12 protein-coding genes are annotated in these 14,789 nt (G+C 73.0%); 8 read left to right on the top strand and 4 right to left on the bottom strand.

Annotation, left to right across the window (positions count from 1 at the left end):
- Window positions 1–26: 26 nt before the first annotated feature.
- Window positions 27–1,049 carry an SGNH/GDSL hydrolase family protein gene (locus O3X23_RS26410; RefSeq protein WP_269274047.1) on the bottom strand — a complete coding sequence of 341 codons (1,023 nt, stop codon included), beginning with the start codon at window positions 1,047–1,049 and terminating at the stop codon, window positions 27–29.
- Window positions 1,050–1,245: 196 nt separating this feature from the next.
- Between O3X23_RS26410 and O3X23_RS26405 the strand changes: the two genes are divergently transcribed.
- Both O3X23_RS26405 and O3X23_RS26400 read left to right on the top strand, forming a co-directional pair.
- Complete coding sequence (locus O3X23_RS26405) at window positions 1,246–2,625, top strand: cystathionine beta-synthase (RefSeq protein ID WP_269274081.1); 1,380 nt, start codon at window positions 1,246–1,248, stop codon at window positions 2,623–2,625.
- Between the two features lie 142 nt (window positions 2,626–2,767).
- Window positions 2,768–3,508, top strand: a complete 741-nt coding sequence (locus tag O3X23_RS26400; protein WP_269274046.1) for a hypothetical protein — start codon at window positions 2,768–2,770, stop codon at window positions 3,506–3,508.
- A gap of 398 nt (window positions 3,509–3,906) precedes the next feature.
- Here the strand turns inward: O3X23_RS26400 and O3X23_RS26395 are convergent, their stop codons facing one another.
- Window positions 3,907–4,335 carry a hypothetical protein gene (locus O3X23_RS26395; RefSeq protein WP_269274045.1) on the bottom strand — a complete coding sequence of 143 codons (429 nt, stop codon included), beginning with the start codon at window positions 4,333–4,335 and terminating at the stop codon, window positions 3,907–3,909.
- 169 nt (window positions 4,336–4,504) lie between these two features.
- Between O3X23_RS26395 and O3X23_RS26390 the strand changes: the two genes are divergently transcribed.
- Both O3X23_RS26390 and O3X23_RS26385 read left to right on the top strand, forming a co-directional pair.
- The gene (locus O3X23_RS26390; protein ID WP_269274080.1) at window positions 4,505–5,857 is read left to right on the top strand and encodes an acyl-CoA synthetase; all 1,353 of its coding nucleotides are present in this window, start codon (window positions 4,505–4,507) and stop codon (window positions 5,855–5,857) included.
- A 109-nt stretch (window positions 5,858–5,966) separates the two neighbouring features.
- The gene (locus tag O3X23_RS26385; protein ID WP_269274044.1) at window positions 5,967–6,851 is read left to right on the top strand and encodes a MurR/RpiR family transcriptional regulator; all 885 of its coding nucleotides are present in this window, start codon (window positions 5,967–5,969) and stop codon (window positions 6,849–6,851) included.
- 101 nt (window positions 6,852–6,952) lie between these two features.
- On the opposite strand, the gene O3X23_RS26380 is transcribed toward O3X23_RS26385, so the two are convergent.
- The gene (locus tag O3X23_RS26380; protein WP_269274043.1) at window positions 6,953–8,287 is read right to left on the bottom strand and encodes a diaminopimelate decarboxylase; all 1,335 of its coding nucleotides are present in this window, start codon (window positions 8,285–8,287) and stop codon (window positions 6,953–6,955) included.
- 142 nt (window positions 8,288–8,429) lie between these two features.
- Between O3X23_RS26380 and hutU the strand changes: the two genes are divergently transcribed.
- From hutU to hutI, 4 genes are read left to right on the top strand one after another with little or no spacing between them, the layout of a single operon-like run.
- Window positions 8,430–10,112: a urocanate hydratase gene (gene hutU / locus O3X23_RS26375; RefSeq protein ID WP_269274042.1), complete on the top strand. Its 1,683-nt coding sequence runs from the start codon at window positions 8,430–8,432 to the stop codon at window positions 10,110–10,112.
- Window positions 10,113–10,123: 11 nt separating this feature from the next.
- Window positions 10,124–11,314, top strand: coding sequence for an allantoate amidohydrolase (locus O3X23_RS26370; protein WP_269274079.1), 1,191 nt, complete (start codon window positions 10,124–10,126; stop codon window positions 11,312–11,314).
- Window positions 11,305–12,642 carry a formimidoylglutamate deiminase gene (locus O3X23_RS26365; RefSeq protein ID WP_269274041.1) on the top strand — a complete coding sequence of 446 codons (1,338 nt, stop codon included), beginning with the start codon at window positions 11,305–11,307 and terminating at the stop codon, window positions 12,640–12,642. The genes O3X23_RS26370 and O3X23_RS26365 overlap by 10 nt, the downstream gene beginning before the upstream one ends.
- Window positions 12,643–12,696: 54 nt before the next feature.
- The gene (gene hutI / locus O3X23_RS26360) at window positions 12,697–13,872 is read left to right on the top strand and encodes an imidazolonepropionase (RefSeq protein WP_269274040.1); all 1,176 of its coding nucleotides are present in this window, start codon (window positions 12,697–12,699) and stop codon (window positions 13,870–13,872) included.
- Window positions 13,873–13,896: 24 nt separating this feature from the next.
- Here hutI and O3X23_RS26355 read toward each other — a convergent pair whose 3' ends face one another.
- Window positions 13,897–14,787, bottom strand: coding sequence for an RNA polymerase sigma factor SigF (locus O3X23_RS26355; RefSeq protein ID WP_269274039.1), 891 nt, complete (start codon window positions 14,785–14,787; stop codon window positions 13,897–13,899).
- Between the last annotated feature and the right edge of the window lie 2 nt (window positions 14,788–14,789).

Genomic DNA, 14,789 nt, shown 5'->3' with positions numbered 1-14,789 from the left:
CGATGAGGACGTCGTCCGCCGTCCCGTCAGGCCGACGACGACGTGGCCGCCGGTTCGGCGGCGTGCGGCAGCCGCTGACGGCGGCGGTGCTTGAGCAGTGCCCAGCGCCCGCGGGGCCCGAAGACGCCGTGCGCTGCCGCGACCACCTCGGTGCCGCCCTCGGACGCGGCCTCCGCCGCAGCCTGCGCCACCGGCAGGAAGCTCTCGCCGCGCAGCTCGTCCGGGTGCTCGTCCTCCGGCCACACGCCCAGCGAGGCGCAGAGCGTCGGCAGCATGGCCATGGCCGCCGTCGCGTACCCCTCCGCGGAGGGGTGGTAGTTGTCCGGGCCGAACATCTCGCGCGGGTGCGCCTCGAACTCGGGACCGAGCAGATCGCCGAGCGAGACCGAACGCCCGCCCAGGCCGACCACCCCGATGGTCTGCGCGGCGGCGAGCTGGCGGCTCATCCGGCGGGCCACCCAGCGCAGCGGCTGGTACACCGGCTCCACGGATCCCAGGTCGGGACAGGTGCCGACGATCACCTCGCTGCCCGCCGCGCGCAGCCGGCGGACCGCTTCCGACAACAGACGGACGGACTTCGCGGGCGGCATCCGATGGGTGACGTCGTTCGCGCCGATCATGATCACGCAGACGTCCGGGGGCGGTGCGCCCACGTCGAGCAGCAGGGCGACCTGGCGCGCCAGGTCGTTGGACTGTGCTCCCGGATTCGCCACGTTCACCAGGGTGACGGGACGCTCCGCGACCGCCGCGAGCCCGGAGGCGAGCAGCGCGCCCGGGGTCTCGCGCGCCCGGTGCACGCCCTGCCCGGCCGCGGTCGAGTCGCCGAGGAAGCCGAGCCGCAGCGGAACGTCACCCGTTCGGTGGGCGAACGCCGACCCGTATCGGCCGTCCGCGCGCGGCGGTACGTCGTCGGAGCCGCCGACCGTCCGTTTCGCCAGGCTGACCTCGGCCAGCAGTACTCCGATGGCAGCCCCGCCCAGCAGACTGATCCCGCCACCCCCGAATGCCGCCGCGGTCGCAATCCGCCGTGCCACCCTCGCCCTCGACATCGACCCCGCTCACCTCCCGTGCTTTGTGCGTACAACATCTTGTTGCCCCGTGGCGCGCCCGCTGCAACGTGCCGTAGTGGTGATCAACCGACATTAGGGGGGAGGGAAGGAGAAGCGATCGAGCCACGGACGAGCTGAGAGACGGCGCGTTAGGCCATAGGCTTGCCGCACATTCACGGAGAACCCGGAGACAATGGTGCAGTTCCACGACTCGATGATCAGTCTCGTCGGCAACACCCCGCTGGTGCGGCTCAACAACGTGACCGAGGGCATCCAGGCGACCGTCCTGGCCAAGGTCGAGTACTTCAACCCCGGAGGCTCGGTCAAGGACCGCATCGCGGTCCGGATGATCGAGGCCGCGGAGCAGAGCGGTGAGCTGAAGCCCGGCGGCACGATCGTCGAGCCGACGTCCGGCAATACCGGTGTCGGCCTCGCGATCGTCGCGCAGCAGAAGGGCTACCACTGCATCTTCGTCTGCCCGGACAAGGTGTCGCTCGACAAGATCAACGTGCTCCGGGCGTACGGCGCGGAGGTCGTGGTCTGCCCGACCGCCGTGGACCCCGACCACCCGGAGTCGTACTACAACGTCTCCGACCGGCTGGTGCGCGAGACCCCGAACGCGTGGAAGCCGGACCAGTACAGCAACCCGAACAACCCGCTGTCGCACTACCACTCCACCGGCCCCGAGCTGTGGGAGCAGACGGAGGGGCGGATCACGCACTTCATCGCGGGCGTCGGCACCGGCGGCACCATCTCGGGCACCGGCCGCTACCTGAAGGACGCCAGCGAGGGCCGCGTCCAGGTCATCGGCGCCGACCCCGAGGGCTCGGTGTACTCCGGCGGCTCCGGGCGCCCGTACCTGGTCGAGGGTGTCGGCGAGGACTTCTGGCCGACCGCCTACGACCGTGAGGTCGCGGACGGCATCGTCGCCGTGTCCGACAAGGACTCCTTCCAGATGACCCGCCGCCTCGCCAAGGAGGAGGGCCTGCTCGTCGGCGGCTCCTGCGGCATGGCGGTCGTCGCGGCGCTGCGCGTCGCGGAGAAGCTCGGCCCGGACGACGTCGTCGTCGTCCTGCTGCCGGACTCCGGCCGCGGCTACATGTCGAAGATCTTCAGCGACGAGTGGATGGCGTCGCACGGCTTCCTCGACGAGGGCAGCGGCCAGGCCCGCGTCGCCGACGTGCTGGAGCACAAGGGCGGCGGCATCCCGCAGCTCCTGCACATGCACCCGGAGGAAACCGTCGGTGAGGCGATCGACGTGCTCCGCGAGTACGGCGTGTCGCAGATGCCGATCGTCAAGCCGGGCGCCGGTCACCCGGACGTGATGGCGGCCGAGGTCATCGGCTCCGTCACCGAACGGGACCTCCTGGACGCGCTGTTCGCCAAGCGCGCCATGCTGGGCGACCCGCTGGAGAAGCACATGAGCGGACCGCTGCCGCAGGTCGGTTCCGGCGAGCCGGTCTCCGACCTGATGAAGGTTCTGGGCACCAGGTCCGACGCGGCGATCGTCCTCGTCGAGGGCAAGCCGACCGGCGTGGTGAGCCGCCAGGACCTGCTCGCGTTCCTGGCGAAGTAGTCCGCGGAGCCGCGAGAGCGCGCGGAGGACGAGGCCCCCTCCCGGACCGGGAGGGGGCCTCGTGTATTTTCTGCTCGCCCGGCGGAACGATTGGTTCCGGACCGGGCCCCGCATCCTCTCCCGCCCAGCAGAACGGCCCGTCATGACCCCCCGCACCCCCGCCGCGCTCCGCGCTGCCTCCCTGATGCTCCTGCCGCTGGCGCTCGCCGCCTGCTCGTCGGGCACGGACTCCGCGGCCGGAAGCGTTTCGACGAAGCCCGCCGCGACCACGTCGCCCGCCACCGCGAGCCCCGCCGCCAAGGCGGCCAGGCTGCTCACCGGGGACAAGCTGCGGGCGGTCCTGCTGCGGGGCGACGTGCTGCCCAAGGGGTACCGGGCCAACGCGGACGCCACGCGGGACAGCGGCCTGGAGCTCGCCCCGGAGTCCGAGGACGGCGCCCCCGGAGCGTGCGGGGCACTGGAGCAGACCGGCTGGATCCGTATCGCCGGGATCGAGAGCGCGGCGTTCGCCCAGGGCGACTTCCTCAACCCCAAGCGGGAGGAGTTCAGCCAGGAGGTCGACACCTTCCGCGGCGCCGGCGCGCAGACCGTCATGACGCGCATCCAGCAGGCCTTCACCCGCTGCGCGCACTTCACCGACTCCGACAGCGGCGCGCCGGTCCCGGTGAAGGTCAAGAGCGGCCCGATAGCGGGATCGAACGGCCAGTCCATCAAGGCCGTGCTCACCTCGGACCACTGGGAGGGCGGCACCACCCTGATCGCGACCCGCGTCGGCAACAGCGTGATCACGACGTTCTACGCGGTCCAGTCCGCCGACCTGGGCGCCGCCGGCGTGGCGTTCACCGAGAAGATCGCCAAGAACCTCACCATCGCGCAGCGCTGAACCGCCGCCGCGCCGGCCTTCAGGTGTCAGCAGCCCGCGGAGGGAACGTCGTTGGGCCCGTGGCCTGCTGTTCATCCGGGGATCCGAAAGTGCTACATCCGCGTCATGCGACCGCAGCACGCGCTTAACACGCGTCGGGCAGATTGGTGTCCGCCGGGAAGAGAAGCCCGGCACCACAGGATGTGGCACCCAGGAACTCCGGAGCGGCTCCCGGACGGCTGAGGTGACCCTCCCTGGACGCGGTGTCTGGTCCTGACCCGGCCCGCGTCCGAAACGGGGACCGCCGTCGTCCCGCCCCCCGGGCGACCGGGGGTGCGGCGGTCCCCGCTCCTCCTTCTTCCGGCCCGCTCCGGACTCCCCGCTCCGGGACTCCTGCGATCGGCCGTCTGGTCGTAGTCCTAGTCCCAGTCGCTGTCGGACTTCCTGCGGCGCTCGCCGCGGTCCCCCGCGAAGATGTGACCGAGGGACTGGGCGACGTTCACGCCCACGATGCCCGCCCAGGTGATGAACAGACCGCCGCCCCCCGCGTTGACCACACCGATCGCGGAGAGCGGGATCGCGGCGATCATCGTGAAGCCGGCGAAGCCGTAGCGAGCGAAGCGCGCGTTGGGCTCCGGGTGGCCGGGGTTGCGCCCGGCGCGGGCGAACGAGGTCTGCTGCTCGGCCAGTTGGCGGCGGACCCGCTGCTCGACGTGGCTGTCGAGGCGCTGGTCCACTTTCTCCATGAACGAGTCGACCAGTTCCGACTCGTACTCCGCACCGAGGTCCTTGCGGGCCTGCAGGGTGGCGGCGAGTTCCTTCTTGAGTTCCGGGTCGCGGGCGTCCATGACGCCACCGTACAAAGCGCGGCGGCGCGCGGCACTGGGGGAAACCCCCGATTCTTCTCGGGGGTGCCCCCTCCCGCCGACGGCGCCGCGGGGCAGACTCTCGGAGAGAGACATCTCGGCCAGAGACCTTCAGAGGAGCACACCCGTGCCGCTGCCAACCGTTCCCTCCCTGCTGACGGCCCTCACCGCGTCCGGCGGCGCGGACCGGCCCGACGCCGTGACCGTCGCGGGGCGCTCGTGCTCGTACGAGGAACTGCTCGGCGCGGCGGGCGCGGTCGCGGCGCGGGTGGCGGGCGCCCCGGCGTTCGCGGTGCGGGCGACGGCGTCGCTGGAGACGGTGGCCGCCGTGGTGGGCGGCCTGCTGGCCGGCGTGCCGGTGGTCCCGGTGCCGCCGGACGCGGGGCCGGCCGAGCAGAACCACATCCTGGGCGACTCCGGCGCGGCGCTGCTCCCCGTCGACTTCGCCGAGCGGGCCGACCGGAGCGGGCCCGAGCCGGCGCCGAAGGAAGCCGCGCTCATCCTCTACACGTCGGGCACGACCGGCCCGCCCAAGGGCGTCGTGGTCTCGCGCGGCGCGATCGCCGCCGACCTCGACGCGCTCGCCGACGCCTGGGAGTGGACCGCCGACGACACGCTCGTGCACGGGCTGCCGCTGTTCCACGTGCACGGCCTGGTGCTGGGCGTCCTCGGCGCGCTGCGCACCGGCAGCCGGCTGGTGCACACCGGACGGCCGACCCCGCAGGCCTACGCGGCGGCCGGCGGCAGCCTCTACTTCGGCGTACCGACGGTCTGGTCGCGCGTGGTGCGCGACCCGGCCGCCGCGCGGGCGCTGTCCGGCGCCCGGCTGCTCGTCTCGGGCAGCGCCCCGCTGCCCGCACCCGTCTTCCGCGACCTGGAGGCGCTCACCGGACAGCGTCCCGTGGAGCGGTACGGCATGACGGAGACGCTGATCACGCTCAGCACGCGGGCGGCCGGCGAACGGCGCCCCGGCTCGGTCGGGCTGCCGCTGCCGGGTGTGGAGACCCGGCTGGTGGACGAGGACGGCGCTCCCGTCCCGCACGACGGCGCCACCGTCGGCGAGCTGCAGATCCGTTCCGGCACGCTCTTCGACGGCTACCTCGGCCGTACGGAGGCCACCGCCGCCTCCTACACCGCCGACGGGTGGTTCCGCACCGGCGACATGGCGACGGCGGAGCCGGACGGCATGCACCGGATCGTCGGCCGCGCCTCGACCGACCTCATCAAGTCCGGCGGCTACCGCATCGGCGCGGGCGAGGTGGAGAGCGCGCTGCTCGACCACCCCGCGGTCCGGGAGGCGGCGGTGGTGGGCGCACCGCACGAGGACCTGGGCCAGGAGATCGTCGCCTTCGTCGTCGCGGACGGGGTGGGCGAGGCCGAGCTGATGGACTTCGTGGCCCAGCACCTGTCGGTGCACAAGCGGCCGCGCAAGGTCCGGTTCCTGGACGAACTGCCGCGCAACGCGATGGGCAAGCCGCAGAAGGGGCGGCTGCCCGCGGTGTAGCCGGTTCGGTGGCCGGTTCGGTGTCAGGTGCGTCCGGTGGACACTCCTTGCCAATGCTGCATGGATTCATGCAGAGTCAGCGACGACTGAATGGGCCAGGAGGACGTAGATGGGTACGACGGAGGACGGGGGCGACGCCGCGGAGGCGGGCGCGGGCGCCGGCGAGGGCGCCTCGGCGCGGCTGCTGAAGCTGTTCGAGTCCCACCGGCTGACCCCCACGCAGCGCCGGATCGCCCACTGCCTGGTGCGCCGGTCGGCCGACGCGCCGTTCCTGTCCAGCGTCGAGGTCGCCGAGCTCGCCGGGGTCAGCCAGCCGTCCGTCACCCGCTTCGCCGTCGCCCTCGGCTTCGACGGCTACCCGGCGCTGCGCCGCCACCTGCGGGAGGTCGCGCCGGTCCGGCCCGGCCCCGAGGCCGCCGCGTTCAACGAGTACCAGCAGGCCGTGCACGCCGAGATCGAGAACCTCCGGCACCTCGCCGCGCTCCTCGCCGACCCCGCGCCCGTCGCCCGCGCCGGCGCGGTGCTCGCCGCGTCCCGTCCGCTGCCGGTCCTCGGTCTGCGCGCGGCCGGCGCGCAGGCGCGCGGCTTCGCGTACTTCGCCGCGAAGGTCCACCCCGACGTCCGGCTGCTCGACGAGGGCGGCACGATGTTCGCCGACCGCGTCGACGGCGCGGTCCGGGCCGGGGCGAGCGCGCTGCTCTGCTTCGCCCTGCCGAGGCACCCCCGTGAGGTCGTCGAGGCCCTGACGTACGCGCGGCAGGCCGGACTGACGGTCGTGACCGTGGCCGACAGCGCGTTCGCCCCGGTCGCCGCCTGCTCGGACCTGCTGCTGCCGGCCGCGGTGGGCACGGGGCTCGCCTTCGACACGGCGTGCGCGCCGATGCTTCTCGGACGCGTCCTGCTGGAGTCGATGTGCGACCACCTGCCGGACGCGCAGGCGCGCCTGGAGGAGTTCGACGCGCGGGCGGCGGCGCGGGGGCTGTTCACCGATTGAGTGATGCCATCACTCGTGCGGGTGGACGCTGACATCGGCCGCCCGTGTCCGTCGGCGCCGCGGCGGAACGGCTCGGCGCGGGGGCCGGCGGGCTCGCCCCCTCAGCTCCGCCCGAGCCCCATCAGCGCTTCGCTCTCCGCCGCGCCGCTCTCTGCCAGGAGTTCTTCCGTCGTCTGGGCCGCGCGCACCAGCGCGAACCTCACCGACCCGTCCGGGGAGGCGTGGTAGCCGTACACCGCCGGTCGCGGTAGCGAGTTGTACGCGAAGTGGGTGGAGAAATAGTACGCGCCGGTGTCGAGGAGGGCGATGAGGTCGCCCTCCGCAAGGAGGGGGAGGGGGCGGGCCCGGGCCAGGAGGTCGCCGGCGAAGCAGCACGGGCCGGCCACGTCCTGGACGACGGGGTCGCCGATCCTGGGGCGGCCCCCGGCGTCGAGGGCTTCGACGCGCAGCGGCCAGGCGTCGGGGGCGAAGACCGTGCGGGTGGCGAGTTGCGCGCCTGCGTGGGTGATCGCGATGGGGCGGCCGCCGGCCGACTTCGTGTACTCGACGCGGGCCAGGACGGTGCCCGTCTTGGCCAGCAGTGAGCGGCCGAACTCGGTGACGAGGCGGTAGCGGCCGTCGAAGAGGCCGGGGACCGTGGCGCGCAGCAGGCGCGCGTAGTCGTGGAAGGCCGGCGTGACCTCGTCGGAGGTGAAGTTGACGGGGAGGCCGCCGCCGATGTCGAGGGTGGTGACCTGCCGGCGGCCGGCAGCCGCGTTGACGCGCTCCGCGAGGTCGTAGGCGGCTCGGACGCCCGCCGCCATGAGGTCGAGCGGTACGCCCTGGGAGCCGGTGTGGGTGTGCACGCGGTTGAGCCAGGGGCGGTCGGCGTAGGCGCGGAGGACCCATTCCTCGGCGCCGTCGTCGCGCAGCGCGATGCCGAACTTCGAGGTGGCGGTCGCGGTGCTCATGGCGCCGATGCTGCCGCCGCCGACCTGCGGATTGACGCGCAGGCCGATGGGTGAGGCGGTCGGGGCTGCGGCGACCAGTGCGTCCAGGCGGGTGAGTTCCTGCGGGTTGTCGGCGTTCACGGCGATGCCCAGGGCGAGCGCTTCGCGCAGTTCGGCGACGGTCTTGGCGGGAGAGTCCAGGACGACGCGGCCGGCCGGCACGCCCGCGGCGCGGGCGATGGCGAGTTCGCCCGGACTGGCGACCTCCGCGCCCAGGCCGAGACCGGCGAGCAGCCGCAGGACCGGGACGAGCGCGGCGGCCTTGACCGCGAACGTGTGGGTGACGGTCGCACCGGGAGGGGCGAAGGCCTCCTGGAGGGCGGCCACGGCCTCGTGGATGCCGGTGACGTCCAGGAGGCCGATGACTGGTATGTCCGGTGAGAGTAGATTCTGATCCACTGCGGCGCGCAGCGCGTGGCCCCGTCGTGCTGTCGCGTCCGACGTCATACCGGCCATCCCATCACCCGGCCGGGGGCATTGCCATCCCCCGGCCTCCGGCCGGGGTACCCCCAGCCTGTTGACTAGATGTATTCATCAGGACAGGATATGAATGGATAGATCCATCGAGGAGCAGAGGGAGGCCGGGCCGATGTCGGGACCGAGGATCGTGCGGGCGCCGCGCGGTACGGAACTGAGCACTCAGGGATGGCAGCAGGAAGCCGCGCTGCGGATGCTGCAGAACAACCTCGACCCGGAGGTCGCCGAGCACCCCGAGAAGCTGGTCGTCTACGGAGGCACCGGCAAGGCCGCCCGCGACTGGCGTTCGTTCGACGCCATGATCCGCACCCTCCGGACGCTGAAACAGGACGAGACGATGCTCGTCCAGTCCGGCCGTCCCGTCGGCGTGATGCAGACGCACGAGTGGGCGCCCCGGGTGCTCATCGCCAACTCCAACCTGGTCGGCGACTGGGCCAACTGGGAGGAGTTCCGGCGGCTTGAGGCGCTGGGCCTGACCATGTACGGCCAGATGACGGCCGGCTCGTGGATCTACATCGGCACCCAGGGAATCCTCCAGGGCACCTACGAGACCTTCGCCGCGGTCGCCGCCAAGCTGCGTTCCATCGGTAAGGGGGTCGACGGCACGCTGGCCGGCACCATCACGCTCACCGCCGGGCTCGGCGGCATGGGCGGCGCCCAGCCGCTGGCCGTCACCATGAACGGCGGCGTCGTGATCTGCATCGACGTCGATCCGCGCGCGATCTCCCGCCGCATCGAGCACCGCTACCTGGACGTCAAGGCCGACTCCCTGGCGCACGCGATGCAGCTCGCCACCGAGGCCCGTGACCGGCGCGAGCCGCTGTCGATCGGGCTGCTCGGCAACGCGGCGGAGCTGCTGCCGCAGATGCTCGCCGAGGGCGCGCCGATCGACATCGTCACCGACCAGACCTCCGCGCACGACCCGCTGGCCTATCTGCCGGTGGGTATCCCGTTCGACGAGATGGCCACGTACGCGGCCGAGAAGCCCGCCGACTTCACCATCCGGGCCCGCGAGTCGATGGCCCGCCATGTCGAGGCCATGGTCGGCTTCATGGACGCCGGCGCCGAGGTCTTCGACTACGGAAACTCGATCCGCGGGGAGGCGCAGCTCGCGGGGTACGGGCGGGCGTTCGACTTCCCCGGGTTCGTACCCGCCTACATCCGTCCGCTGTTCTGCGAGGGCAAGGGGCCGTTCCGCTGGGCGGCGCTCTCCGGCGAGGCGTCGGACATCCACAAGACGGACAAGGCGATCCTGGACCTGTTCCCGGAGAACGAGTCGCTGCACCGCTGGATCAAGCTGGCGCAGGACAAGGTCCACTTCCAGGGCCTGCCCGCCCGCATCTGCTGGCTCGGCTACGGCGAGCGCGACAAGGCCGGCGAGCGCTTCAACGACATGGTCGCCAGCGGTGAGCTGGCCGCGCCGGTCGTCATCGGGCGCGACCACCTGGACTGCGGCTCGGTGGCCTCGCCGTACCGCGAGACCGAGGCGATGCTCGACGGTTCCGACGCCATCGCCGACTGGCCGCTGCTCAACGCCATGGTCAACGTCGCCTCCGGCGCGTCCTGGGTCTCCATCCACCACGGCGGCGGCGTCGGCATGGGCCGCTCCCTGCACGCCGGACAGGTCACGGTCGCGGACGGCACGAAGCTCGCGGGCGAGAAGATCCGCCGGGTGCTGACGAACGACCCCGGCATGGGCGTCATCCGGCACGTGGACGCCGGATACGACCGCGCCGACGAGATCGCCGACGAGCGCGGCGTGCGGATCCCGATGCGCGAGGGCGACTCCCAGTGAGTTTCCACAGCATGTGGACGGAGCTGCTGCCCATCGGCCGCAGCTCCGTCTCCGGTGGATACCGCCGCTACGCCTGGAGCGGCGCCGACCTGGACTGCCGGGCGTGGTTCCGTGCGCAGGCCGCGGAACGCGGGCTGACGTACGAGGTCGACCGGAACGGCAACCAGTGGGCGTGGCTGGGCGATCCCGCCGCAGGCGGAGCCGTCGTCACGGGCTCGCACCTGGACTCCGTGCCGGACGGTGGCGCCTTCGACGGGCCGCTCGGCGTCGTCTCGTCCTTCGCCGCCCTCGACGAACTGCGCGAGCGCGGCGCGGCGTTCGCCAAGCCGCTGGCCATTGTCAACTTCGGTGACGAGGAGGGCGCCCGCTTCGGGCTCGCCTGCGTCGGATCACGGCTGGCCGCCGGGCAGCTCACCAAGGACAAGGCGTACGCACTGCGGGACGCGGACGGCGTCAGCCTGCCGCAGGCCATGGAGAAGGCGGGCTACGACCCCGCCGCCATCGGCCCGGACCCGGAGCGGCTCGCCCGCATCGGCGCGTTCGTGGAACTCCACGTCGAGCAGGGCCGGGCGCTGGACCTGAGCGGTGACGCCGTCGGCATCGCGTCCGCCATCTGGCCGCACGGCCGCTGGCGGTTCGACTTCCACGGCGAGGCCAACCACGCCGGCACCACCCGCCTGGAGGACCGCCGCGACCCGATGCTCAGCTACGCCGACACGGTGCTGGCCGCCCGCCGGGAGGCCCGGGCCGCCGGGGCGCTGGCCACCTTCGGCAAGGTGAGCGTCGAACCCAACGGCGTCAACGCCATCGCCTCGCTCGTGCGCGGCTGGCTCGACTCCCGGGCCGCCGACCAGGAGACCCTGGACCGGGTGGTGGCCGGGATCGAGGCCGCCGCCGCCGAGCGGGGGGCCCGCGACGGCATCGACGTCCGCGTCACCCGCGAGTCGTTCACCCCGGTCGTCGAGTTCCAGCACGCGCTGCGCGACGAGGTCGCCAAACTGCTCGGCGGTGCCGCCCCGGTGCTGCCGACCGGCGCGGGACACGACGCCGGGATCCTGTCGTCGAGCGCCCCGACCGCCATGCTGTTCGTACGCAACCCCACCGGCGTCTCGCACTCACCCGCCGAGACCGCCGCCGAGGACGACTGCCTCGCCGGGGTGACCGCGCTCGCCGACGTACTGGAAGGTCTCGCGTGCAGCTGACGTACTGGACGGAACACGCCTGGCTCAACGGGGTCGTCGAGCCGGGCGTGGCGATCGACACCGCCGACGGCCGGATCGCCGCCGTCAGGACCGGAGTCGACACCCCGCCCCCCGGCGCCGTCGCGCTGCGCGGATTCACCCTGCCGGGGCTGGCCAACGCGCATTCGCACGCCTTCCACCGGGCGCTGCGCGGCACCGTCCAGGTCGGGTCCGGCACCTTCTGGACCTGGCGCGAGATCATGTACTCGATCGCGGCGGAACTCGACCCAGACACCTACTACGCGCTCGCGCGGGCGGTGTACGCGGAGATGGCGCTGGCCGGCATCACCTGCGTCGGTGAGTTCCACTACCTGCACCACGCGCCCGGCGGCACGCCGTACGACGACCCCAACGCCATGGGCGAGGCCCTGATCGCCGCCGCGGGCGAGGCGGGCATCCGGATCACGCTGCTCGACACGGCCTACTTCTCGTCCGGATTCGGCGCGCCCCCCGACCGGCACCAGGTGCGCTTCGCCGACGCGGGCCCCGACGCCTGGGCGGAGCGCGCCGACGCCCTCAAGGACCGTGACCACGCCAGGATCGGCGCGGCGATCCACTCGGTGCGCGCCGTACCGCCGGCCGGGATCTCCCGGGCCGCGGAGTGGGCGGCGGCGCGCCGCGCACCGCTGCACGTCCACCTGTCGGAGCAGCCGGCCGAGAACGAGGCCTGTCTGAAGGCGCACGGCCGCACGCCGACGCGGCTGCTCGCGGACCACGGTGCGCTGGGCCCGCGGACCTCCGCCGTGCACGCCACCCACCTCGCCGGTGAGGACATCCGGCTGCTCGGCGACAGCGGCACCGTCGTCTGCATGTGCCCCACCACCGAACGGGACCTCGCCGACGGCATCGGTCCGGCGCGCGACGTCCAGCGCGCCGGGAGCCCGCTGTCGCTCGGCAGCGACAGCCACGCCGTGATCGACCTGCTCGAAGAGGCCCGCGCCCTGGAGCTCGACGAACGGCTGCGCACCCGCACCCGCGGGCACTGGACCGCGGCCCAGCTGCTGCGGGCCGCCACCGCCGACGGCCACGCCTCACTCGGCTGGCCGGACGCCGGCCGGATCGAGACCGGCGCGCTCGCCGACTTCACCACCGTCGCCCTGGACTCGGTCCGCACCGCCGGCACGCTGCCGCGGCTGGCCGCGGAGACGGCCGTGTTCGCCGCGACCGCCGCGGACGTGCGGCACACGGTGGTCGGCGGGCGGCACATCGTCCGGGACGGTGCGCACCAGCTGGTGCCGGACGTCCCGGCGGCGATGGGCGAGGCCGTGGCCCGGCTGCGGCGTTCCTGACCTCCCCCAGCTACCGCTGGGAGGTGCCCCCCCATTTCCCCGGAGGACCGCGCGATGCCCACGACCGTCATCACCAACATCGGCAGCCTGGTCACCAACGACCCGTCCCTCGGCACCGGGCCGCTCGGCCTGGTCGCGGACGCGGCGGTGGTCATGGCGGAGGGCCGTATCGCCTGGGTCGGCCCCGCCGGCCGGGCGCCCGCCGCGGACGAGGTCGTCGACGCGGGGGGCCGGGCGGCCCTGCCCGGGTTCGTCGACTCGCACTCGCACCTGGTCTTCGGCGGTGACCGCACCCAGGAGTTCAACGCCCGGATGTCCGGCACGCCGTACACCGCGGGCGGCATCAGGACCACGGTCGCCGCGACCCGGGCCGCCAGCGACGCCGAGCTGGACGCGAACGTGGCCCGCTACGTCGCCGAGGCGCGGCGGCAGGGCACCACGACCATCGAGACGAAGTCCGGGTACGGGCTGACCCCGCACGACGAGGCGCGCAGCCTGCGCATCGCCGCCGCGCACACGCCGGAGACCACGTACCTGGGCGCGCACATCGTCGCGCCGGAGTACGCGGACGACCCGGCCGGCTACGTCGACCTGGTCACCGGGCCGATGCTGGAGGCGTGCGCGCCGCACGCCCGCTGGGTGGACGTGTTCTGTGAGAAGGGGGCGTTCGACGGCGACCAGGCGCGGGCGATCCTCACCGCGGGCGCGCGGGCCGGGCTGATCCCGCGGGTCCACGCGAACCAGCTGACGTACGGGCCCGGCGTGCGGCTGGCGGTCGAGCTGGGGGCGGCGTCCGCCGACCACTGCACGCACCTGACGGACGCGGACGTCGACGCGCTCGCGTCCTGCGGCGGTGCGACCGTCGCGACGCTGCTGCCCGGGGCCGAGTTCTCCACGCGCGCCGAGTACCCCGACGCCCGCCGGCTGATCGACGCGGGCGCCGCGGTGGCGCTGTCGACGGACTGCAACCCGGGGTCGAGCTTCACCAGCTCGATGCCGTTCTGCATCGCCGTCGCCGTCCGGGACATGCGGATGACGCCGGACGAGGCGGTCGCGGCGGCCACGCTCGGCGGAGCGCGGGCGCTGCGCAGGGACGACGTGGGAAGGATCACGGCGGGGGCGCGAGCGGATCTGATGCTGCTCGACGCCCCCAGCCATGTGCACCTGGCCTACCGGCCGGGTGTGCCGCTGGTCAGCCGCGTGTGGCAGGACGGGGTTCCCGCGCTCTGACCGGCGGCCGGACGGTGCGGGCCGTCACTCCTCGACGAGGAGCCCCCGCCGCAGGCGCGCCAGCGTTCGGGAGAGCAGGCGCGAGACGTGCATCTGCGAGATACCGAGCTCCTCGCCGATCTCCGACTGCGTGAGGTTGCCGGTGAAGCGCAGCGAGAGGATCTTGCGGTCGCGCGCCGGGAGCTCGGCGATCAGCGGCCGCAGGGACTCGATGTACTCGATGCCTTCGAGGTCGGTGTCCTCGTAGCCGATGCGGTCGGTGAGCGCACCCTCGGAGTCGTCCTCGTCGGCCTGGGCGTCCAGCGAGCTCGCGGTGTACGCGTTGCTCGCGGCCATGCCCTCGATGACCTCTTCCTCGCTGATGCCCAGCCGGGCGGCCAGCTCGGCCACGTTCGGCGAGCGGTCCAGCTGCTGGGAGAGCTCGTCGCCGGCCTTGGCCAGGTCGAGCCGCAGCTCCTGCAGGCGGCGCGGGACCCGTACGGACCAGCTGGTGTCGCGGAAGAAGCGCTTGATCTCGCCGATGATCGTCGGCATCGCGAAGGTGGGGAACTCCACTCCGCGGCTGAGTTCGAAACGGTCGATCGCCTTGATCAGGCCGACTGTGCCGACCTGGACGATGTCCTCCATCGGCTCGCTGCGGGTACGGAACCGGGCAGCGGCGAATCTCACCAGGGCGAGATTGAGTTCCACGAGCGTGTTGCGGACGTAGGAGTACTCGTACGTGCCCTCGTCCAGCGTCTCGAGGCGCAGGAACAGAGTCTTGGACAGAGCGCGTGCGTCCACCGGCCCCACCGTCTGGAACGGGGGTATCACGGGGAGGCCCTCCAGGCCCTCCGGCTCTTCCAGCTCTTCCTGTTCGGAGCCTGTGGACGGGTGGGTCTTCGTCGCGATGATCGCGTCAGGCCGGGGTGTCATGC

The sequence above is a fragment of the Streptomyces sp. H39-S7 genome (assembly GCF_027158205.1).
Classification (GTDB): domain Bacteria; phylum Actinomycetota; class Actinomycetes; order Streptomycetales; family Streptomycetaceae; genus Actinacidiphila.
The sequence above is the reverse complement of the archived record's forward strand: the minus strand, read 5'-3'. Positions and strand labels throughout refer to the sequence as shown.